Origin of the sequence: Mycobacterium sp., from assembly GCF_965230835.1 — a bacterium.
Classification (GTDB): Bacteria; Actinomycetota; Actinomycetes; order Mycobacteriales; family Mycobacteriaceae; genus Mycobacterium.
Map to the genome: position 1 here is coordinate 3,370,850 of NZ_CBDDLW010000002.1, position 21,497 is coordinate 3,392,346.

At 63.0% G+C, this 21,497-nt stretch carries 15 protein-coding genes, 2 pseudogenes and 1 riboswitch; of the genes and pseudogenes, 9 read left to right on the forward strand and 8 right to left on the reverse strand.

Annotated features, from left to right (window positions below; genetic code table 11):
* The first annotated feature begins 2 nt into the window (after window positions 1-2).
* The gene (locus tag ACO07W_RS15960; protein ID WP_421846045.1) at window positions 3-1,244 is read left to right on the forward strand and encodes a WS/DGAT domain-containing protein; all 1,242 of its coding nucleotides are present in this window, start codon (window positions 3-5) and stop codon (window positions 1,242-1,244) included.
* Window positions 1,245-1,250: 6 nt separating this feature from the next.
* Here ACO07W_RS15960 and ACO07W_RS15965 read toward each other — a convergent pair whose 3' ends face one another.
* Both ACO07W_RS15965 and ACO07W_RS15970 read right to left on the reverse strand, forming a co-directional pair.
* Entirely contained in the window at window positions 1,251-1,865 is a 615-nt protein-coding gene (locus ACO07W_RS15965; RefSeq protein WP_421844648.1) for a MarR family transcriptional regulator, read from the reverse strand.
* Window positions 1,862-3,448, reverse strand: a complete 1,587-nt coding sequence (locus tag ACO07W_RS15970; protein ID WP_421846046.1) for a pyruvate, phosphate dikinase — start codon at window positions 3,446-3,448, stop codon at window positions 1,862-1,864. Before ACO07W_RS15970 ends, ACO07W_RS15965 begins: the two co-directional genes overlap by 4 nt.
* Before the next feature lie 235 nt (window positions 3,449-3,683).
* Between ACO07W_RS15970 and ACO07W_RS15975 the strand changes: the two genes are divergently transcribed.
* Window positions 3,684-4,202, forward strand: coding sequence for a DoxX family protein (locus ACO07W_RS15975; RefSeq protein ID WP_421844650.1), 519 nt, complete (start codon window positions 3,684-3,686; stop codon window positions 4,200-4,202).
* Between the two features lie 38 nt (window positions 4,203-4,240).
* Here ACO07W_RS15975 and ACO07W_RS15980 read toward each other — a convergent pair whose 3' ends face one another.
* Entirely contained in the window at window positions 4,241-5,674 is a 1,434-nt protein-coding gene (locus ACO07W_RS15980) for a short-chain fatty acyl-CoA regulator family protein (RefSeq protein ID WP_421844652.1), read from the reverse strand.
* A 110-nt stretch (window positions 5,675-5,784) separates the two neighbouring features.
* Between ACO07W_RS15980 and prpD the strand changes: the two genes are divergently transcribed.
* From prpD to ACO07W_RS16000, 4 genes and pseudogenes are all read left to right on the forward strand, one after another.
* Window positions 5,785-7,290: a 2-methylcitrate dehydratase PrpD gene (gene prpD / locus ACO07W_RS15985; RefSeq protein WP_421844654.1), complete on the forward strand. Its 1,506-nt coding sequence runs from the start codon at window positions 5,785-5,787 to the stop codon at window positions 7,288-7,290.
* The gene (gene prpB, locus ACO07W_RS15990; RefSeq protein WP_421844656.1) at window positions 7,287-8,231 is read left to right on the forward strand and encodes a methylisocitrate lyase; all 945 of its coding nucleotides are present in this window, start codon (window positions 7,287-7,289) and stop codon (window positions 8,229-8,231) included. The genes prpD and prpB overlap by 4 nt, the downstream gene beginning before the upstream one ends.
* Window positions 8,212-9,342, forward strand: coding sequence for a bifunctional 2-methylcitrate synthase/citrate synthase (locus ACO07W_RS15995; RefSeq protein WP_421844658.1), 1,131 nt, complete (start codon window positions 8,212-8,214; stop codon window positions 9,340-9,342). Before prpB ends, ACO07W_RS15995 begins: the two co-directional genes overlap by 20 nt.
* Window positions 9,343-9,452: 110 nt before the next feature.
* A pseudogene (locus tag ACO07W_RS16000) lies at window positions 9,453-9,920 on the forward strand (DUF3556 domain-containing protein); the annotation flags it as partial.
* 51 nt (window positions 9,921-9,971) lie between these two features.
* On the opposite strand, the gene ACO07W_RS16005 reads toward ACO07W_RS16000, so the two are convergent.
* Window positions 9,972-11,246 (reverse strand): IS256 family transposase, encoded by a 1,275-nt coding sequence (locus ACO07W_RS16005; protein WP_421840071.1) that lies wholly within the window; start codon window positions 11,244-11,246, stop codon window positions 9,972-9,974.
* A 129-nt stretch (window positions 11,247-11,375) separates the two neighbouring features.
* On the opposite strand from ACO07W_RS16005, the pseudogene ACO07W_RS16010 reads away from it, so the two are divergent.
* A pseudogene (locus tag ACO07W_RS16010) lies at window positions 11,376-12,644 on the forward strand (DUF3556 domain-containing protein); the annotation flags it as partial.
* A gap of 112 nt (window positions 12,645-12,756) precedes the next feature.
* Here the strand turns inward: ACO07W_RS16010 and metE are convergent.
* Window positions 12,757-15,036, reverse strand: a complete 2,280-nt coding sequence (gene metE, locus ACO07W_RS16015; protein ID WP_421844660.1) for a 5-methyltetrahydropteroyltriglutamate--homocysteine S-methyltransferase — start codon at window positions 15,034-15,036, stop codon at window positions 12,757-12,759.
* Window positions 15,037-15,194: 158 nt separating this feature from the next.
* Window positions 15,195-15,410: riboswitch (cobalamin riboswitch) on the reverse strand.
* 372 nt (window positions 15,411-15,782) lie between these two features.
* On the opposite strand from metE, the gene ACO07W_RS16020 reads away from it, so the two are divergent.
* Entirely contained in the window at window positions 15,783-16,931 is a 1,149-nt protein-coding gene (locus ACO07W_RS16020; RefSeq protein ID WP_421844662.1) for a thiolase family protein, read from the forward strand.
* A 318-nt stretch (window positions 16,932-17,249) separates the two neighbouring features.
* On the opposite strand, the gene ACO07W_RS16025 is transcribed toward ACO07W_RS16020, so the two are convergent.
* Genes ACO07W_RS16025 through ACO07W_RS16035 form a run of 3 tightly spaced genes read right to left on the reverse strand, consistent with a single transcriptional unit; the run spans window position 17,250 to window position 19,869 of the window.
* A complete protein-coding gene (locus ACO07W_RS16025; RefSeq protein WP_421844664.1) occupies window positions 17,250-18,266 on the reverse strand; it encodes an NAD(P)/FAD-dependent oxidoreductase in 1,017 nt (338 codons plus the stop codon).
* The gene (locus tag ACO07W_RS16030; RefSeq protein WP_421844666.1) at window positions 18,263-18,775 is read right to left on the reverse strand and encodes an isoprenylcysteine carboxyl methyltransferase family protein; all 513 of its coding nucleotides are present in this window, start codon (window positions 18,773-18,775) and stop codon (window positions 18,263-18,265) included. Before ACO07W_RS16030 ends, ACO07W_RS16025 begins: the two co-directional genes overlap by 4 nt.
* A complete protein-coding gene (locus ACO07W_RS16035) occupies window positions 18,769-19,869 on the reverse strand; it encodes a type III polyketide synthase (RefSeq protein WP_421844668.1) in 1,101 nt (366 codons plus the stop codon). Before ACO07W_RS16035 ends, ACO07W_RS16030 begins: the two co-directional genes overlap by 7 nt.
* Before the next feature lie 407 nt (window positions 19,870-20,276).
* On the opposite strand from ACO07W_RS16035, the gene ilvA reads away from it, so the two are divergent.
* Window positions 20,277-21,494: a threonine ammonia-lyase gene (ilvA, locus tag ACO07W_RS16040; RefSeq protein ID WP_421844670.1), complete on the forward strand. Its 1,218-nt coding sequence runs from the start codon at window positions 20,277-20,279 to the stop codon at window positions 21,492-21,494.
* Window positions 21,495-21,497 lie beyond the last annotated feature (3 nt).

Here is a 21,497-nt window from a genome sequence, read left to right on the forward strand (position 1 = left end):
TCGTGACAGCACAGCGGATGGCGGCCGTCGACGCGCAGTTTTACTGGGCATCGGCCAAAATGCCCAACGACCAGTTCCTGCTCTATGCATTCGACGGTGAGACCGCGAACCTTGAGCGCGTCTTCGAACAGATCCGCCTTCGGGCACGTGCTTGCCCTGATCTCGCGATACGGGTTGCCGATGGGTGCAGCCTGACCTACCCGCGGTGGGCGCCGATGGCAGTTGGTCCCGAGCTGTTCGTCCACCATGATCTCGCGGAACCTAGCTGGCAGGTGTGTCTTGACGCTGTTGTCGACCTGGCTGCTGAACAGCTCGACATTCGCCGGACGCCTTGGCGGATGCACGTATTCACCCCGGTAATCGGCATCCCCGGTGTCGGAGGCCCAGGCTCAGTGGTCGTCATGCAGGTTGCCCACGCGCTGGGTGATGGAGCTCGCGCTTCGGCCATGGCGGCGTGGTTGTTTGGTAGGGCTGCCCCGGTAGCCGAGGTAGCCAGGACGTTTGCGGGTTTTCTGCCTTGGCGTGCGGGCCATGCCTCCCGCACCCACCGGCAGCTGGTCCGCGACACCAGCGCAGGACGTCTCGCGCCGAGGGCTGGATCGCGGCCGCTGCTAGCCACGAATGCTCGTCCCGGAAGCGTCCGTGCGATACGCACGCTGGTGCGCAAGCGTGCGGAATTGCCCGGCCCGACGGTTACTGTTGGGGTCCTTGCCGCGGTGTCTACGGCGCTATCGGGCCTGTTAGGCGAATCCGCCGATCTGCTGGGTGCAGAGGTGCCGATGGCAAAACCGGGAGTACCGCTCGCGCATAACCACTTTGCCAACGTGGTCGTAGGTTTGTATCCACGGCTTGGCAACGACGACCGGGTGCAGCGGATTGCTGCTGACCTTGCCAACGGACGCCGGCGCCTCGAGCATCCGGCGGCAAGGTCCGCCGATCGGGCATTCGCCTCGGTGCCAGCCCCGCTAGTGCGATGGGGTGTATCCCAGTTCAACGCTGATGTTCGACCTGTGCAGGTGGCCGGCAATACCGTGGTCTCTAGCGTTCATCGTGGTGCTGCCGATTTGCGGTTCGGGGAAGCAAAGGTGGTGTTGACCGCCGGCTACCCGGCGCTGTCACCAGTGATGGGCCTGACCCATGGCGTCCATGGCATCGGTGACACCGTCGCAATCAGCGTCCACTCCGCCGCGACCGCCTTGCCCGACATCGACTGCTATTTGCGGTATCTTGATGCGGCCCTGTAGTGAAAATTACTGGGCATCACCTGATCTGGCTGCCTCTTCGCGCGTGAGGCCAGCGGCACGTATTAGTTCCTCGTGCAGCTCGAACCACACGGTGTGGTACGAGTCGATGAGTGGACGAGTCAGCCACCGGTGTTCGCCTAACTCGATTTTGTCCAGCGCCGCACGTAGCTTCACCGGGTAGGCCTTCAACCGCGGGAGCTGCGCGGCGGCGGCCGCGATGATCGGGGTCATCCGCCGGTGTATGCCGTCGAGGCGCGCCAGGATCGCGGTGTCGTACTCGGCGTCTTGGTGGGCGTTGGGCTGGCCGTCTTTGAGCTGCCAGTCCGTGACCACGGCTTTAAAGTCGGCATTCACGGAACGGAACTGATCGTAGGCGCTGGCCAACGCGGCTGGGTCGGCACTCGTGAGCTCCTCGGTGAGCAGCGCGTCCAGCCTGGCGCGTCCGCTGGGGCTGATCCGCAATAGCGCGCTGTCGACTAGTTGGCCGGAAGCGGTCAATTGTTGGACGGTGGCGGAGATGTTAGCGGGGCTTTCGCCCAACGGTTCCAAAGTGCCAACCAGGTCGGCGTGACTCACCCTGCCCTTCAATCGGACGGCCTGCAGTACCGCCAAGTCATTCATCGGTGGGCTTTCCCCGCCAGCCGCACCGCCGTCAGCATTGTGATCAGCGGGCTGGGCGATACTACGTCGCGGTATCCGGTGGTCATGGCTACCCGCACACCAGCTTCGGAATCGTCATCCAACCGGGGGTAGTCGCCGGTAGCGTGTGCACGCAGAGGGCTGATTCGCAGCGCGATCTCGGCTAGCTCGCGTAGTTCCGGCGAATCGTCTTCTGACCAAGCGGACAAGGGCAGAATGCCGTCGCGCACTTCGCCTTCGCCGCCGTCGACGGTGATGTGTCTTCCGGCTAGCGACGCAGCGACTCCGTGGCCACAGCCCACCACCGCGGCCCGGCCAAGTTCGCGGCTGACTACTGCCGCATGGCTGGCGGCGCCGCCGATCTCGGTCACAATTCCCTGTGCGGCCAGCATGCCCTGGACGTCTTCGGGCCGGGTTTGGTTGCGCACTAAGATGACCATTTCACCTCGGTCGGCGGCGGCTAGAGCCTCTTCGACGTCGGTGTAAGCTTTCCCGCTTGCCGCACCGGGGCAGGCAGGCAGGCCTTTGGCTAAAAGCTGTGCACCTAGGCGTGCTTCCGGCTGCAACGCAGGGCGAAGCACCGTATGGACAGGTCCGGGCGTCACCTGGCGCAGTGCTTCGGCGTCGTCGATGAGGCCCTCCCGGCGCAGCTGCAGCGCCAGTCGTACTGCGGCTTGCGCCGACCGCTTTGCTGCTCGTGTCTGTAACAGCCACAGCTTGCCGTCCTCCACGGTGAACTCGATCTCCTGGACTTCGCCGGTCAGCCGCTCCAGGTTGTGTGCGTTGTGTAGCAGCTGGTGGTAAACAGCGGGTTGCTCGTCGCGCAGGGCTGTAATCGGTTGGACGTCGACTCGGCCGGACACCACATCGTCGCCCTGGCCGCCTTGCATCCATTCGCCGAATGGCTGGCTGCCTCCCGTGATCGGGTTGCGCGACGACAACACCCCGGCGCCGGAGCGCGCCGACTGGTTCCCGAACACCATCGCTTGGACCACTACGGCGCTACCGGTTTGCTGCCCGGCGTGCTTGTCGAGCCCTGAGTGGTTGCGGTAGGCGATGGCGCGAGGCGAATCCCACGAGCCGAACACCGCCTCGATTCCTGTGCGTAGCTGTATGTACGGGTCCTCGGGGACCGCTGTCGTACCCGCGACGATCCGCCGATACATGTGGGTGAACCGTCGTCGAGTGTCATGCGCAAAATCAACGCCGTACAGCTCGGCCAGAGCGTGTTCGACGCTATCGTTGATGCCCAGATTCAGGATCGTGTCCATCATTCCGGGCATCGACTGGGGCGCGCCCGAGCGCACGCTGACGAGCAGCGGGCACGAGCCCCTGCCGAAGGTGCGTGAGGTCTCGGCTTCCAGCCGGCTCATTGCGGTCAGGACGTCGTTCCAGATCGCGTCGATCGTTTGCTCGGCCTGGGCCAGATACCGTGCGCCCACCTCGGTGGTGATGCAGAACGCGGGTGGTATGGCCAGATTATGCCGGCGCATCGTGGCGATGCCGTATCCCTTATTGCCCAGCATCTCGCGGGGTTGGTTCGCGGTGCCGTCCAGCCAGATCACGGTGTTGCCGGCGGGCACGGCACCAGGGCCGTTCGACGCGCGTTCAGGGGCGTCGTCATGGCGACCATTGCATCCTTGGGTGCGAGTCGTGATGCACCCCCTTGCGGACCTGACAGACCCGGTTGAACTTTCCGGCACGTACCGGGCACGCCTGCTGTGTGCCTACAAGTATCACCGGAGTCAGCTGTTCGCTGCCACTGTCAGGCGTTTGAATAGATCATCTAGTTTTAGTCGCATGACTCCCATCGACATCGGGTTGCTTATTCTGCGGCTAGTGCTGGGTCTGACGCTCGCCGCGCACGGCTTGAACAAGTTTTTTGGCGGGGGACGCATACCGGGCACGGCTCGCTGGTTCGCGAGCATAGGGATGACCCCCGGAAAATTTCACGCCGTAGTAGCCGCGAGCACCGAGACGGCCGCTGGTCTGGGTTTTGCGGCAGGCCTGCTCACGCCGATCCCCGCGGCAGGTTTCGTCTCTCTAATGCTGGTCGCGGGATGGACCGTACACCGAGCCAACGGCTTCTTCATCGTCAGAGACGGTTGGGAGTACAACCTGGTGCTGGCGGTCTCCGCCGTCGCTGTTGCGACCGCGGGCGCTGGAAAATTCAGCTTGGATTGGCTCATCTTTGGTAGGAACTGGTTGGGCGGATGGGCGGGTCTGCTGCTTTCGGTAGGGCTAGGTCTTGCCGGGGCTGTCGGGCTGTTGGCGATCTTTTACCGTCCGCCGCTGCGACAACCGGGTGAGCAGCGCTGAGGGGGCGGTGGGCTGGGCCGTCTGCGGTCTGTGCGCGATTACTGTGGCTGTTCAGCGGAGGAATAGGGCAAACTGCTGCCAGTGTCTTCATCTACCACCACGCGCCCGCCGAGGTAGGGAAACGCGCGCTGGGCGCATGAGGTTCGATTGCAGATCTTGCAGCCGGCTCCGATCGGGACTGGGGTGCTGGGGTCGTTGAGCACCACTCCGGTGGAGTAGACCAGTTTGTCGGCGTGGGCAAGGTCGCAACCCAACCCGATGGCAAAGCTCTTGTGCTGAGCCAAATAGCCGCGTTCCTCGGCGGCGGTGGTCTTGGCCACCCAAAAATACGATCGCCCGTCCGGCATTTTCGCGACTTGGACCACGATCCGCCCCGGTTGGGCGAATGCATCATGTACCACCCACAGTGGGCAGCTGCCGCCCACGCGGCTGAAATGAAATGCCGTAGCCGACTGCCTTTTCGAGATGTTTCCGGCTTTGTCGGTGCGCACAAAAATGAACGGAACTCCGTGCTGCTCCGGGCGCTGCAGCGTGGAAAGACGGTGGCATACGGTCTCGAAGCCCACCTCGAATCGGCGGCCCAGCAGATCGATGTCATACCTCAAGTCCGCTGCCGCCCGATGGAACTCGCGGTAGGGAAGCAGGAACGCGCCGGCGAAATAGTTGGCCAGGCCGATCCTCGCGACGCCGCGGGCCTCGGCGCTGAGCTGGTCGTCGGTGGCCAGGATGGACGAGATGAGCTCTGACTGGCTTATCAGGGCGAGCTGCGTGGCGATCTGAAAGGCGCGCTGACCGGGCCTTAGCCAGTGGGCGACCCGGAGCACTTTGGCATTTGCGTGGTAGCGCCTCTTGTTGGTCTCGGGCAGGGTGTTGTCGATCACCACGCTGATTCCCAACCGTTCTCGCATCAGCTCAGACAGTTGAATATCCAACCCGCCCAAACGCATGCCGCAGTCGGCGAACATCTGTTCCGCCGCCACGTCGAGATCTCCGATGTAGTTGTTGCGGTCGTAGAAGAAATCGCGCACCTCTTCGAAGGGCATCGGTGGTTCTGGTGGCAGTGCCGTATCGGCGGTTGCCCGCGATCGATAGCCGTCCAGTTCCTCGTTCGCATGGCGCAAACGTCGGTGCATGCTGACCAGGCTGTGACCGACCTCAGGCATTCGGGCCACAAATTCTTCTATCTGGGTGCGGCTAATGGCGTGGTCAGTAGCGGTTTCGGTGAAGACATCGCTGAGATCGGCTACCAGCCGGGCTTCGGAGTCAGAAGAAAAGTACTGCGCTGGCAGATCGAAGCGCTCGGTGAGTGCCAGCAGCACCGGCACGGTAATAGGTCGCTGATCGTTCTCCAGTTGGTTTACGTAGCTGGTGGACAAGTCCAGTGCCTGAGCAAGCGCCGACTGAGTGAGTCCGCGCTCTTGGCGCAGCCGGCGGAGACGGGCGCCGGAGAACCTCTTGGCCACCGCTGACATATTACTCCAGCCCGTGTTCGCAATATTCGCAAAATGCGCCATGTCAGGACACAAAATTACGCTTTTACAGGGACTTTCCATCTTCGCGGGTGTTGCATAGCGTGTGGATTATGGTGATGCACACGGTTCGTTCCCGTCGCAGCGCGGATGATTTCCCCCGCGCTGAGCACCTCGCTTACAAAATCGCTGAAGTCGCGGCAGATCCTGTCGCGGTTGAGCCGGAGACCGCGCAGATGGTGCTCAATCGGATTGTCGACAACGCAGCGGTCAGTGCCGCCTCAGTACTGCGCCGGCCAGTAACGGTGGCCCGCCAACAGGCACTGGCGCACCGTGCACGGCACGGGGCGCGGGTGTTCGGCGTCGCGGGAACCTACTCGGCGGAATGGGCGGCCTGGGCCAACGGCGTCGCCGTCCGGGAACTCGATTTTCACGACACGTTTCTGGCCGCGGATTACTCGCATCCTGGTGACAACATCCCACCGCTGATTGCGGTGGCGCAGCAGCTTGGTGTCCGAGGCGCTGATCTGATTCGGGGTCTGGCGACTGCCTATGAGGTCCAGATCAGCCTCGTCCGCGGAGTGTGTCTGCACGAACACAAGATCGATCACGTCGCCCACCTTGGCCCTTCGGTGGCTGCCGGTATTGGCACAATGCTGCGGCTAGACGCCGAAACCATTTACCAGGCGATCGGGCAGGCGCTGCACCTGACCACAAGCACCCGCCAGTCCCGCAAGGGGGCAATCTCTAGCTGGAAAGCGTTCGCGCCAGCGCACGCCGGCAAAGTCGCCGTCGAGGCGGTCGACCGGGCGATGCGTGGTGAGGGATCGCCGGCGCCAATCTGGGAGGGCGAGGACGGAATAATCGGTTGGTTGCTTGGTGGACCGGAGCGTACCTACCAGGTGCCGCTGCCGGCTCCCGGTGAGCCAAAGCGCGCCATCCTGGATAGCTACACCAAGCAGCACTCCGCGGAGTATCAGAGCCAGGCGCCGATCGACTTGGCCCGTCGGCTGCGTACCCGCATCGTCGACCTCGATCAGATCGCCACGATCGTGTTGCACACCAGTCATCACACCCACGTCGTGATCGGAACCGGTTCTGGAGACCCGCAGAAGTTTGATCCAGACGCGTCACGCGAAACGCTGGATCACTCGCTGCCCTATATCTTCGCCGTTGCTCTGCAAGACGGTAGTTGGCACCACGAGCGCTCGTATGCTCCGGAACGGGCGCACAGACCCGACACCGTCGAGCTGTGGCACAAGATCGCCACCGTTGAGGATCCTGACTGGACCCGGCGCTATCACTCAAGCGATCCCGCCGAAAAAGCGTTCGGCGCGCGGGCCGTCGTGACCTTGAAAAACGGCGAAGTGATCGTCGATGAACTGGCGGTAGCCGATGCTCATCCGCTGGGCGCCCGGCCGTTCGAACGTGAGCAATACGTAGAGAAGTTCACCGAGTTGGCCGCTGATGTTGTGGAACCCGCTGAGCAGCAAAGATTCCTGGCTGTTGTTGATTGTTTGTGCGACCTCAAACCCGGTGCTCTCGGCGGGCTAAACGTGTTGGTCGAACCACGGGTACTGGACAAAGCGCCGGTGATTCCATCGGGGATCTTTCGATGAACAGCGCGTTCGGTCCTGGGATCGGTAGTGCTCTCAGTGCTAGCGAGAAGCGCGTGGCGCTGCGGGCCGGCCTGGATTCCGGCCGGCTGCAACGACTTCCGGGTGCGTTCTCGCCGCTGGTGGCTAAGGCGATTGCTGAGAGCGGTTTCGAGGGAGTTTACGTTTCCGGCGCCGCGCTGTCGGCCGACTTGGGGCTCCCGGACATCGGGCTCACGACGTTGTCCGAAGTCACCGCTCGTGGAGCCCAGATCGCCGCGGCGACTGATTTGCCCACACTGATCGACGCCGACACCGGATTCGGTGCGCCGGCCAATGCCGCGCGCACGGTGACCGTTCTGGAGGACGCCGGACTGGCTGGGTGCCATCTTGAGGATCAAGTCAGTCCTAAGCGGTGCGGCCATTTGGACGGCAAAGCCGTCGTGTCAACCGTCGACATGGTAAAGCTGCTGCGTGCGGCGGTTTCTGCACGTCGCGACCCGAAATTCCTCATCTGCGCTCGCACCGACGCGGCCGCTGTCGAGAGTTTGCCGGCCGCCATGGACCGGGCTCGTGCATACGCCGACGCTGGCGCCGACATGATTTTCACCGAGGCGCTGGCCGGTCGTGCTGACTTCGAGCGATTCCGCGCCGCAGTCGATGTTCCGCTGTTAGCCAACATGACGGAGTTCGGCAAGTCGCCGTTGCTGACCGCGCAGCAACTAACCGACATCGGCTACAACGCCGTTATCTACCCGGTCACCACGCTGCGGTTGGCGATGTTTGCGATCGAGGCGGGGTTGCGTGAAATCGACTCGGCAGGAACCCAGTCAGGGCTTTTGGCGCGAATGCAGCAGCGGACACGCCTCTACGAGTTGCTGCGTTACGCCGAGTTCACCGAATTCGACACCGATATCTACCACTTTGAACTTGAGGAGGCCAACGATGACCGCGCCCACTGTTGACGCTGAAACCGACATCAAGAAGGGTCTTGCCGGTGTCGTGGTGGACACCACCGCGATCTCGAAAGTGGTACCCGAGACCAATTCGCTTACCTACCGCGGTTATCCGGTTCAGGATTTGGCGGCGAATTGCAGCTTCGAACAGGTCGCCTTCCTGCTCTGGCACGGCGAGCTGCCGTCCAATGCGGAGCTGGCACTGTTCTGCCAACGGGAGCGCGCCAACAGGCGGGTAGATCGATCGATGCTGTCGTTGTTAGCAAAGCTGCCGGACAATTGTCACCCGATGGACGTGGTGCGCACGGCGATCAGCTATCTGGGTGCTGAAGACCCTGACGAGGACAACGATTCGGCGAATCACGCCAAGGCGTTGCGTCTCATGGCCGTGTTGCCCACTATCGTCGCCGTTGATATGCGACGCCGGCGCGGCTTGGCGCCGATTGCACCGCATAGCGCGTTGGGGTATGCCGAGAACTTTCTGCGGATGTGCTTTGGCGAGGTGCCCGAACCCACTGTGGTTTCGGCATTCGAGCAGTCGATGATCCTTTACGCCGAACATGGGTTCAACGCGTCAACCTTCGCTGCGCGAGTGGTGACCTCGACCCAGTCGGACATCTACAGCGCAGTCACCGGAGCCATCGGCGCGCTTAAGGGTCGGCTGCACGGCGGTGCCAACGAGGCCGTCATGCACGACATGATCGAGATAGGGGACCCGCGCAACGCCCGGGACTGGCTGAGCCGCAAGCTTGACCGCAACGAGAAAATCATGGGTTTCGGTCACCGGGTGTACAAGCACGGTGACTCCCGAGTTCCGACAATGAAAGAGGCGCTAGCCGGCGTTGCAGCGATTCGTGACGGACAGCGCTGGTTGGAAATCTACGATGTTCTGGAGGCTGAGATGTCGGCAGCGACCGGCATCAAACCCAATCTCGACTTTCCGACCGGTCCCGCATACCACCTGATGGGATTCGACATTGCCAGCTTCACGCCGATCTTTGTGATGAGTAGAGTCACCGGGTGGACCGCGCACATCATTGAACAGGCGGCGGCCAACGCATTGATCCGGCCACTAAGCGCCTACTCGGGACATCAGCAGCGGCCACTGCCTGGCACGTAAGTCTGGGCCCACTCAGAGTACCTAGAAGCCAGGCCGTTTCGGGTCGGCTGCATATTCGATTGCATGACCCCCAACGAATGCGCCTAGAACGCGTTCTAGTCTTGGAGACCATGAGATTCCTCAAGCCCAAACTGCCGGAGATCGACATTGCCGAATGGAGTAAGGGCACCCGCAGCGAAAAGATTCGGCCGATGGCCAGACATTGGGCGGAGGTGGGTTTTGGAACGCCGATTGCTCTGCATCTGTTCTACGTCGTCAAAATCTGTCTGTACATCCTTTTCGCCTGGTTAATCGTGCTCAGCACGAGAGGCATCGACGGGTTCACTGACTTCAAGTCTTGGTATGCGGAGCCGATCGTGTTCCAGAAGGTCGTGCTCTACACCATGCTGTTCGAAGTTATCGGACTGGGCTGTGGCTTCGGGCCGTTAAACAATCGGTTCTTCCCGCCGATGGGGTCGATCCTGTATTGGATGCGGTTCGGCACCATTCGGCTGCCACCATGGCCGGATCGGGTCCCGTTGACGAAAGGGACCAAACGAAAGCCAGTGGACGTCATGCTGTACGCGCTCCTGCTGGTGGCGTCTTAGGACTGGTGTAAAAACGCTGGGCGCATGTTCCTGGTGGTCATGTTACGCGGCGGTGGTGTCGGTCGTGGTTGTTGTGGTGGGGGGATGCAGTGGGCGGGGTGGCTCGAGCAGTTGGTGGCGTAGTTCTTGGAGGTGGCGGCTGGTCGCTGATGTTTGGGTGACTCCGCGCCAGCCGCGGCTGGCGCGGTCGAGGACGGCCCATACCAGCGACAGACAGCTGGTTTCGCCGGGTAGGCGGCCGATGACCTTGACCCGGCGACGGGATTCTCCGAAGGTGCGTTCGATGAGGTTGGAATGGCGGATGCGTGTCCAGTGTTGGCGGGGGAAGCGCAAATGCACGCTCAGCGAGGCGAAGTCGTTGGCCAGGCAAGCGACCGCGGCTGGGTAGAGCCCGCGGTATGTGGTGGTGAACTCCTCGGCGCGGCGGGTGGCTTCATCCACGGCCTGCTGGCCGGGTGGCTGGTCAATGTCATCGAAGATCGACCAGAACGCGGCTTTGATCTCGTCCTGGACCGCGACAGGTGTCTTGGCGATGACGTTACGGCAGCGATGGATCAGACACCGCTGACGCAGGCTTGCCGGAAACGTGGTCTCCCATGCGGCGATCAGGCCCGGCGCCCCGTCGGAGATGCCCAGTAGCGGCGGGCGTAGTCCCCGGTTCCTCAGGTCAGCCAAGAAGTCGGCCCACGCATCAGCCGACTCCGCTGCGGCTGGGGCCAGCCCAATAAACAGGGGCTTGCCGTCGGTGCAGATGCCCCAGGCGGCCAGCACCGGCTCGGCCGGGGCGTTGGGATGCATCCGAAAGTTCGAGGCATCCAAGAACAGGTAGTCCAACACCAGCTCATCAAGGCGTCGAGACGACCACGCAGCGAACTCGTCTTTGATGGCCGCACAAATCCGGCTCACCGTCGAGCGCGACAACGCCGCCTGCGAGCCCAGCACCTCGGCCAACGCGGCCTCGATGTCGCGATCCGACAAACCGCGCACCCATCCCGAAATCACCAACGCCTCCAGAGCGTGGGTGCGCGTCACCCCGGCACCGAATAGCCGCGAACAGAACCGCTCGTCGGTGTCGCGTAGTTTCGGGCGGCATAATTCGACCGAGCCCATCGTGGTCTTCACCGTCGCCGGCGGTTGATACCCATTGCGGTACCCGCCCGGGCCGTCCTGAACCCGACGCTGGTGACGGGCTCGGCCCAACACTGCTTCTACCTCGGCCTCCACGGCGACCTGAAACACCAGACGCACCGATAACCGCCCGACCTCCTCCAAAATCTCGGTCAACGGCCGCTCGGTCGCGGCGAACAACTGATCCATCTCAACACGCACACGCTCAATCGGCGATACTCGCTTGGTCACGGGCGTAGCCCCTCCTTCATAGCTTTCGTCGGTTGCGACGGAACCTACGCCCGTGACCATTTACACCAGCGATGAGACGCGACCCTCCTGCTGCTGGTGGTTTTGTTGTCGGCCCTGTTCACAGACGGCACCGGCCCCGTACCCGAGCTTGGCACTACAGTTGGTCTGCTGCCGATGTGGGAAATAGTGGTGATCTTGCTGCTCTTGGCCGTACTGGGGCTGCGCGACAAGGTTATTTTTCTGGCTGCCCGTGGCGAGGTTTACGCCACACTGGTGGTAACTTTCCTGTTCGGCGGTGTCGACATGATCGTCGCGTCGAAACTGGTTTTCCTAGTGATTTGGATGGGCGCCGCGACGTCGAAGCTCAACAAACATTTCCCGTTCGTAATCTCAACCATGATGTCTAACAACCCGCTGTTGAGGCCGCGGTTCATCAAGCGGATGTTCTTCAAAAAGTTCCCGGACGACCTGCGGCCTGGGCTGTTGTCCAAGACGGTCGCTCACCTCGGCACACTTGTCGAGATGGCTGTGCCCGTCGTGCTACTGCTTGCGCACGGAGGCCGGCCGACCATGGTGGCCGCGGTAATCATGGTGGTTTTCCACCTGGCCATCCTGACGGCTATCCCGATGGGGGTGCCACTGGAGTGGAACGTGTTCATGATCTTCGGCGTGCTGTCGCTATTCGTCGGCCATGCCCAGCTCGGTCTGACTGACGTGAAAAATCCTGTGCCGGTAGCGGTTCTGTTTGCGCTGGTAGCGGGAATCGTGATCGCGGGCAACTTGTTCCCGCGAAAGATCTCGTTCCTGCCCGGCATGCGCTATTACGCCGGCAACTGGGACACCACGTTGTGGTGTATCAAACCGTCGGCCTCGGAGAAGATCAACCGAGGCATCGTTGCGATTGCCAGTATGCCGCAATCGCAGCTGGTGCGGTTCTACGGCAGTCCAGAGGCGGCCCAGATCCCGCTCTACATGGGATATGCGTTTCGCAGTTTCAACACCCACGGCAGGGCGTTGTTCACCCTTGTGCACCGGGCCATGGCGGGTGAGAACGAGGACGACTACGTCATCACCGATGGGGAGCGGATCTGCAGCACCGCGATTGGATGGAATTTCGGCGACGGGCACATGCACAACGAGCAGCTGATCGACGCCCTGCAGCAACGGTGCCGGTTCGCGCCCGGCGAGGTGCGGGTGGTGCTGCTCGATGCGCAGCCTATTCACAAGCAGACCCAGACGTACCGCCTGGTAGACGCGGCGACCGGCCAGTTCGAGTGTGGAGTGGTCAAAGTCGCCGACATGGTGAACCGCCAGCCCTGGGAAGACGACGTGCCGGTTGAGGTGCTGTCGCACTGACGTCTGGCTGACGTCGGCCTAGCGCTGGCGGCGAACAACTGCCCGGCTTGTCTCTTTTCGCCGAGCAGAACGCCACTGCGAGATCTTCGCAGTGGCGTTCTGCTCTTGCGTTCTAGGCTTTCGCCGGAGCCGCGCGCACCTCCTGGGCCGCTGCGACCATATTTTCGAGCGACGCATTCACCTCGTCGCCAGCACGGGTCTTGAGTCCGCAGTCGGGGTTGACCCACAGTCGTTGTGCCGGTACGGCTTTCAGCGCGTCACGTAGTGATTCGGCCATCTCGGCGATGCCCGGCACCCGCGGTGAGTGGATGTCGTAGACGCCTGGGCCGACACTGTTGGAGAAACCAATCGCGTTCAGGTCGTCGAGCACCTCCATGTGCGAGCGGGCTGCCTCGATCGAAGTGACATCAGCGTCCAGGTCGGCGATTGCGCCAATCACCTCACCGAACTCGGAGTAGCACAGATGTGTGTGAATCTGCGTTGAGTCGGCGACGCCGGACGTTGCCAAACGGAAAGATCCGACCGCCCATCGCAAATAATCCTCCTGCTCAGTCCGGCGCAGTGGCAGTAGCTCGCGCAGCGCCGGCTCGTCGACCTGAATTACCGCTATACCGGCGGATTCCAGATCCACCGTCTCGTCGCGGATAGCCAGCGCGACCTGGTTGGCGGTCTCGGCGAGTGGCTGGTCGTCGCGGACGAACGACCACGCCAATATCGTGACAGGCCCGGTCAACATGCCCTTCACCGGTTTCTCGGTGAGGGACTGCGCGTAGGTGATCCAATCCACTGTCATCGGCTGCGTCCGGGAGACATCACCGAAGAGGATCGGTGGGCGAACGCACCGACTGCCGTAGGACTGCACCCATCCGTTGTGAGTGGCAAAGAAGCCATCCAGCTGCTCGGCGAAGTATTGCACCATGTCATTGCGTTCTGGCTCACCATGAACCAGCACGTCCAGGCCGAGACGCTCCTGCAGGGCAATAACCTCGGCAACCTCGGTCTTCATCAAGCCGACGTACTCGGTCTCGTCGATCTCCCCGGCGCGCAGGGCCTCTCGAGCAACACGGATCGCGGATGTCTGCGGGTAGGAGCCGATCGTGGTGGTCGGCAGCAGCGGCAGGTGCAGGCGTGCGTCCTGGCTAGCGCGGCGGTTCGCTGCGTCGCCTCGCTGCGCGCCCGAAGCGACGATCGAATCAATACGCGCCCGAACTTTCTTGTTGTGCAGACGCGGATCGCGCTCGCGGGACGCGACCGCGGCGTTGGATGCTGCGATCTCGTCGCCGACCGCCTCACGCCCGTCGCGCAGCGCACGCGCGAGCACAACTACTTCGTGCACCTTCTCGGCGCCGAACGCGAGCCAGCTGCGCAAATTGTCGTCCAGGCCAGTCTCTGGGGCCAGTGAGTACGGTACGTGCATCGTGGAGCACGAGGTCGATACCGCAACTGTTGCCGCCGATCCCAGCAGCGTCGCGAGCCGGCCTAGTGCTGACTGCAGGTCGGTACGCCAGATGTTGCGCCCGTCGACGATTCCGGCCACCAGCGTTTTGGAATTGAGTTCTGGAACAGCAGCCACCGCGGTGCGCGCGCCGGCGGCCAGGTCGACGCCGATCGCTTCAACCGGTGTGCGGGCCAGCGCCCCTAGCGCGGCTCCAGGGTCACCGAAATACGTGGCGACATAGATAGCCGGGCGGTTGGCCAGCGCCCCCAGCGCGGTGTACATCCGCTCGGCCAGCGCGGGTGCATCGGGCGAGATGTCACTTACCAGCGCCGGTTCGTCGAGCTGCACCCATTGCGCCCCATTTTCCTTGAGCAGAGACAGCAGTTCGGAGTAGATCGGAACTAGCTCCTCAAGCCGTTCGATTGGCGCCGACGCGCCATCCACCGCTTTGCTCAGCAAGAGGAAGGTAACCGGTCCGATGATCACCGGACGTGCCGGGATGCTTTGCTGAAGTGCCTCTTTGAGCTCCGACAGCACTTTGTCAGGGTTGAGCGTGAATTTGGTGGTCGGCGCGATCTCTGGAACGAGGTAGTGGTAGTTGGTGTCGAACCACTTCGTCATTTCGAGCGGCGCGACATTGTCGTTGCCCCGCGCGGCGGCGAAGTACCGATCTAACTCGTCGGGGATTGCCGCTACCCGGCCGGGGAGGGCGCCCAACAGAACCGCCGTGTCGAGCATCTGGTCGTAGTAGGAGAACGTGTTCACTGGTACCGAGTCCAGTCCGGCCTGAGCAAGATCCGCCCAGGTGTCACGTCGCAGGGTGGCGGCCACGGACTCCAGTTCGGATCGGCTGGTGCGTCCGGCCCAGTAGCCCTCGGTCGCGCGTTTGAGTTCGCGTCGCGGCCCGATGCGGGGGGAGCCGGTAATGGTTGCGGTAAATGGTTGAACGGTCACAAGCGTCCTTCGATTTGACGGGGTGTTCACCGCCCGCGGACGCACAACCGATTCGGCTGCGGGTGCGCACTGCTGTATGCAGCCAGTCCAGCCCAGCAACCGGTACGGCCAAACGCCCATTCCACGAGGCGGTGAGCCGCCGGACGCGGCGCGTCCGGCACAGTTGGCAGGTCTTCGGACTTGCAGGCGCGCACCGCGTTGGTGCTCCTACTGGCCATCGCTTCCCGGTCTATGGGACCAGTGCTATTGACGGCTGTCGTTCCTGTATACCGCTGCGGGACAGTCCCGGAGTCTCACCGGGTTCCCTCTCGCGAAGCTTCTTTGCTGCGCTCGATGCTGCCGCCTCGTGTTTTGGCGACAGCAGACCAGCTGCGTAGTCCACGTTACTCCGCCGCTCGGTTCACGCGCCAAAGTGATGCCAGTGTCACACTCAATCCGGCCAATCTGGCTTGGTGGGATAGGGCGTGGCACCGGGGCGGCCCTGGGAGATTCGGTGCTTGTGTTCGCGCCCGCCGTTGGATTGCTGCATTGCTGAGTCGTCAATAGCCGGATCATGTCTTGCCGGTATGCGCCCCACCAGGGTGCTATGCGGCGCGAGAGCGCCAGCTCACTAGTCGTGGATTCGGCAGAGGACCTGCGTTGGGTCATGCCCAGCGCCCCGGCGCGCTAACGCCGTTCGCTCTGGTCGACAATCGACTCAGCAGCACCGCGATCAAATACCGGAACGCGCCAAAGGAGGAATACCCATGGCTGAAGCTGTCATCGTCGAAGCAGTGCGCTCACCGATTGGGAAACGAAACGGGGGATTGTCGGGGGTGCACCCGGCTGATCTGTCGGCGCAAGTCCTCAATGGTCTGGTGAACAAAGCTGGCGTCGACCCCGCGATAGTCGACGACGTCATCTGGGGCTGTGTCATGCAGGCCGGGGAGCAGGCCCTCGACGTAGCTCGCACCTCGTTGCTGGCTGCCGGTTGGCCCGAGACCGTGCCCGGAGTTACCGTCGATCGTCAATGTGGGTCGAGCCAGCAGTCGGTGCATTTCGCCGCGGCCGGCGTGGTGGCCGGTCATTACGATGTGGTGGTTGCTGGCGGCGTCGAGTCGATGTCGCGGGTACCGATGGGGTCCTCACTCGCGGCAGCTGGCAGTCCGCTACCGCAAGCATTTAAACAGCGCTACGACGGTGCGAGACCCAACCAGGGCATCGGTGCGGAGATGGTCGCCGAGCAGTGGCAATTCGATCGCGCCGCACTCGACGGATTTTCGCTGGAATCGCACGAAAAGGCAGCGGCTGCACAGGACTCCGGTGCTTTTGATAGTCAGATCGTCGGTATCAAGGACCAAGATGGCAACACCGTGCTGACCGACGAAGGAATTCGCCGCGGGACGCCGATGGAAAAAATGGCTGCGCTCAAGCCAGCGTTTAAAGAAGACGGTGTGATCCACGCCGGTAACTCCTCACAGATCTCCGACGGAGCGGCGGCGCTGCTGTTCATGTCGGCGGAAAAGGCGGCGTCACTGGGCTGCAGGCCGATCGCCAAGGTGCACACCGCGACGCTGGCCGGTGCGAACCCGGTGATCATGCTGACCGCGCCCATCCCGGCGACCCAAAAAGCGCTGAAGCGCTCTGGGCTGAGTATCGACGACATCGGGGCATACGAGGTTAACGAGGCGTTCGCTCCGGTTCCGTTGGCCTGGCTGCGCGATATCGGCGCCGATTGCCAGAAGCTCAACCCCAACGGCGGTGCGATCGCCCTTGGCCACCCGCTCGGCGGGTCCGGAGCGCGGTTGATGACGACATTGATTTATCACATGCGGGACAAGGGAATTCACTATGGTCTACAGACAATGTGCGAGGGAGGCGGTCAGGCTAACGCAACGATCCTCGAGTTGCTGTGACCGACAGCGGTAGCGGCCGACCCGCAATGCGGTTGACAGCACGGTCGGGGGCGCCGGAAGAAGCGCACAGCGACCGCGATGTGCGGGGGATTCTCCAGGACGTTGCCGGTTGCGTGCGTCGTGTCATCGACCAACCGACCATCGCCGCAGTCAGCGCAACATCATTGGGCGGTGGCACTTAGCTGGCGCCGGCTGGCGATCTGGTGGTGGCGGTACTACCCGTGAGTTTGCCGGTCTGTCGAAGTCAGTGCGCGGCAAAGAAGGCCGCGTGCATTCGCCGGGAAACGCCAACCTGTGCGGAAGGCATGCGAAAGCGCCTCAACGCGCCAGAATGTTCACCGCCTGCTGGAAGGCAGGCGGCAGTAACGAGCACGCCGGAACGATGGCACCCCGAGTCGCGCGAGGCGCGCTGGCCAGCACCAGACCGCGGGTAAGGAATCGGTAGTCGCGAGTGACCCGACGCCAGGTGCGCTCATAGGACGACGGTTTGTCGTCGATGATGGCACGGACCGCCGCGGCGGCCTGCTTGACCGCTAGGCTGATGCCTTCGCCGGTCAGCGCGTCCTCGTATCCGGCCGCATCGCCAACCAACAGCACCCGTCCCGCGACTCGGCGGGAGACTAGCTGCCGCAATGGGCCGCAGCCGCGTGCCGGGCCGCAGCTGGTGCCTTGCAGATGACGCGCAAGACTCGGGAAGCGGGCGAGCTCGGGTCGCTGACTTGACAGGATCGCCACGCCGACCAGATCCGGCTCCACCGGTGTTACGTACGCCTCACCCCAACGGGACCAATGCACTTCGACGAACTCCGACCACGCCGGCACCCGGTAATGCCAGCGCACGCCGTAGCGCCGTGGCGTGCCCGCGTGCGCTTCGATTCCCACTGCACGCCGGACCGCGGAGTGCAGTCCATCGGCTGCTACCAGCCATTGCGTGCGGATACCGGCGGCCGAGACGCCGTGCGTATCTTGCTCGACGCCGGTCACCCGCGTCCGGATCAAGTCAACGTCGTGCTCTTTAGCCCGTGTGGCCAGCGCCGCGTGCAAGGTCGTGCGCCGCACACCCCGACCCGGACCGGAGCGAAACCGTGCCTCGGCTCGATGGTGTTGGCTCACGTAGGCGATTCCATGAAATGGTATGCCGGCCGGGTCGACATCGAGCGAGCTGAGCTCAGCCAGGCCGCCGGGCATCCAACCTTCACCACATGCTTTGTCGACAGGATCGTCTCGCGGCTCGGCCACAATCACTGAAAGGCCCTGCTTGCGCGCGTATAACGCGGTGGCGAGGCCTGCCGGCCCGCCACCGACGATCAACAGGTCGGCGTCGTAGGTCGTCATGTGTAGCCCAGTGCCGAGTTCTCCACACGGAGGCGCACAGTCAGCAAAATCGCGTTGGCCACGGTGAAACTCAGAGCGGTCAACCAGGCCGTGTGGACCAGGGGGAGCGCGAACCCTTCCACGACCACCGCGACGTAGTTCGGGTGGTTCAGCCACCGGTATGGGCCCCGTCGCACCAAAGGCTGGTTCGGCAATATGATCACCCGCGTATTCCAGCGCGGGCCCAGCGACGTGACACACCACCAGCGCAACCCCTGGCTCAGAAACAGCACGGCCACCATCGGCCAGCCGAGCCAAGGTATGAAGGGCCTATGCAGCGCCGCCGGTTCGATGATGCAGCCGACCAGCAGCGTCGAGTGCAGGATGACCATCACGGCGTAGTGGGGGCGGCCAAATTCCTTGCCGCCGTGGGCAAAAGACCAACGTGCATTGCGTCGGGCCACCACCAGCTCGGCCAGCCGTTCGACGGCGACCGCCAAGATCAGCAGGTAGTACCAGCGTTCTACCACTTGAGCAGGACCAACTCCGAACAGAAGGCCGGGCCCATCGCGATCATCAGCCCGATTGAACCGGGACGCGGCGGATTAGCCATGTTGGCTCGCAGAACGTCTAGAACTGACACCGATGAGAGGTTTCCATTGTTGCGCAATGAGTTTCGTGTGTGGTCTAGCGCATCCGCGGGCAAGTCCAGGACGTTTTCGACGGTCTCGATCACCCGGGGCCCACCTGGGTGGCACACCCACGTCGTCACGTCTTGCGGGGCCAGCCCGTGATCGGCGAGGAACTTGCGGACGTCCTCGCCCAGGTACTTCTCGGTAACGGTTGCGACATCGACCGACAACACGATCCGAAATCCTTCGCTGCCGATTTTCCAGCCCATGACTTCTTCGGTGTCGGGGTAGATCCGGCTGCGGGTTGCCAGCACCTGCGGACCCCGATGTCCGATGGTTTCCGCGGACCTCTCGGCGGCTCGCAGTGCTCCCTTGGTGATGACGGCGGCGGCACCGTCCCCGAAGAGGCTGGTAGCAACCAGATTGGCGACTGAATTATCCTGGCGCTGAATGGTAAGCGAACACAGTTCGACTGCCAGCAGTGCAGCAACCTGGTCGGGAAACGCCCGCAGATAGTCATGCATACGCGCTACTCCCGCGGCGCCGGCCACGCAGCCCAAACCGAACAGCGGAACACGTTTGACGTCTTGGCGCAGTCCCACGCGATTCGCCAGTCGCGCTTCTAGCGTCGGCACAGCGAGTCCGGTAACCGTAGTGGAGAAGACGACGTCGACTTCGGACGGCCTGATTTTGGCGTCATCGAGCGCCGTCAGCAACGCCTGCTCGCCCAAGTCGAGAGCAACGTCGACGAAGGCGCTGTTTGCCTCAGTGAAGCCGCTCAGCTCGCCGTAGCGTGACAGTGGTAGCGCGGTGTGCCGGGCCTCAACTCCGCTGCTTAGGGCGAATCGCCGAAACTCTGGGCCGGCGATGTCGGTTATTCCGCCGATCGCCTCTTCCTGGCTGTAGCGGTGTTGAGGGAACTTCACGGCTACCGCGGCGACAGCCGGGTCTGCGATGGCCGGTTTGTGCTCGCCGGGGATCATCGGAGGCATCCTGTGATCGTATCCATATTCGGACTTACGTTCCCGCCGTTGAATCGGTTCAAACGCTCGGTGGTAGGCGCGTTGACCTGCAGACATTGACGCCGATAGTGCAGCCGGAGCCATGCAGGTAACCGGCGATCGCCTGGGGACAACCATCGGTTCTGACCTTTTCCACTAGCGTCGTAGTCGATACGCGTGGAGTTGGCCTTATTCTCGGTGGCGCATCAGCGCTGACCAACAGCACCTTCGACGAGTGAGCAAGCGAGGCCAAACATGAATGCCTACGACGTTGTCGTCAACGAATCCCACGATGACGCGCTTCGGCTGACCGCGAGGGTGCGCGTACGGCGGGGCAATGCCGATCGGGATATCCGAAAGGGATATTCGGGGGCCGTTTTCTGGTTGTGGGTTTAGCCATGAGTCTGCTCACGCTCGATCAGATCAACGCGGCCGCGGATCGGCTGGGTCCGGTTATGCGGCTCACCCCTGTCATCGCGTCGCAGATCCTATCCGACCGCACCGGCAAGCAGGTGTGGCTGAAATGCGAGAGCTTGCAGCGCACGGGGTCTTTCAAGCCGCGTGGGGCGTACAACCGGATTGCCAATCTGAGCGTGGGGGATCGGGCCCGTGGTGTGGTCGCGGCCAGCGCAGGCAATCATGCTCAAGGCGTGGCGTGGGCTGCAACGGAGCTAGGGATCTCCTCGACGGTGTTCATGCCGGTCAATGCGGCGCTGCCGAAGCTGGTCGCAACCAAAGCCTATGGTGCGGAGGTCCAGCTAATCGGCGAAACGATTGACGACGCCCTGGTGGCGGCGCGCGAATATTCCGAACAGCACGGCGCGGTACTCATCCACCCTTTTGATCACGCGGACATCGTCGCCGGCCAGGCCACGGTGGCTTTAGAGATCCTGAAGCAGGTTCCCGATGTCGCAACCATCGTGGTGCCGACCGGCGGCGGCGGGTTGGTCTCCGGAATCGCTGCGGCTGTTCATTTCCTGGCGCCGCACGTCCAGGTGATAGGAGTACAGGCCGCTGGTGCGGCCGCCTGGCCGGGTTCGTTGAGCGCCGGTCGGCCTGTGCGCGCCGCGTCGATGTCGACCATGGCCGACGGCATCGCCGTCGCGTTGCCTGGCGCAATCCCATTTGCGCATGTACAGGCGTACGTTCATGCAATTCGCACAGTCAGTGAAGACCAGCTGTCGCGCGCCCTACTGCTGTGCATGGAGCGCGCAAAACTCATTGTTGAGCCGGCCGGGGCGGCCGCGGTAGCGGCGTTGATGGCTTCGGCGGACGAATTCGAGCTGCGCGGCCCGGTCTGCGCGGTTCTGTCGGGCGGCAACATCGACCCGTTGGTGTTGACCGGGGTAATCACCCACGGTCTGCGCGCAGCCGGCCGCTATCTGGCGATGAAGGTGACCATTGGTGATCGCCCTGGCGGGCTCAGCAGTTTGTTGGGCGTGGTCAGCTTGACCGGGGCCAGCGTGCTCGACGTGGTCCACTCCCGCACCGCACCCAAACTGGCGATCGAGGAAGTCGAGGTCATGTTGACCGTTGCAACTCGCGGTTCGGCGCATCGGGAGGAGGTACTGGCTGCCCTGGCCGGAGCCGGGTTCGTCGTCACCGTCGACGACTAGCCT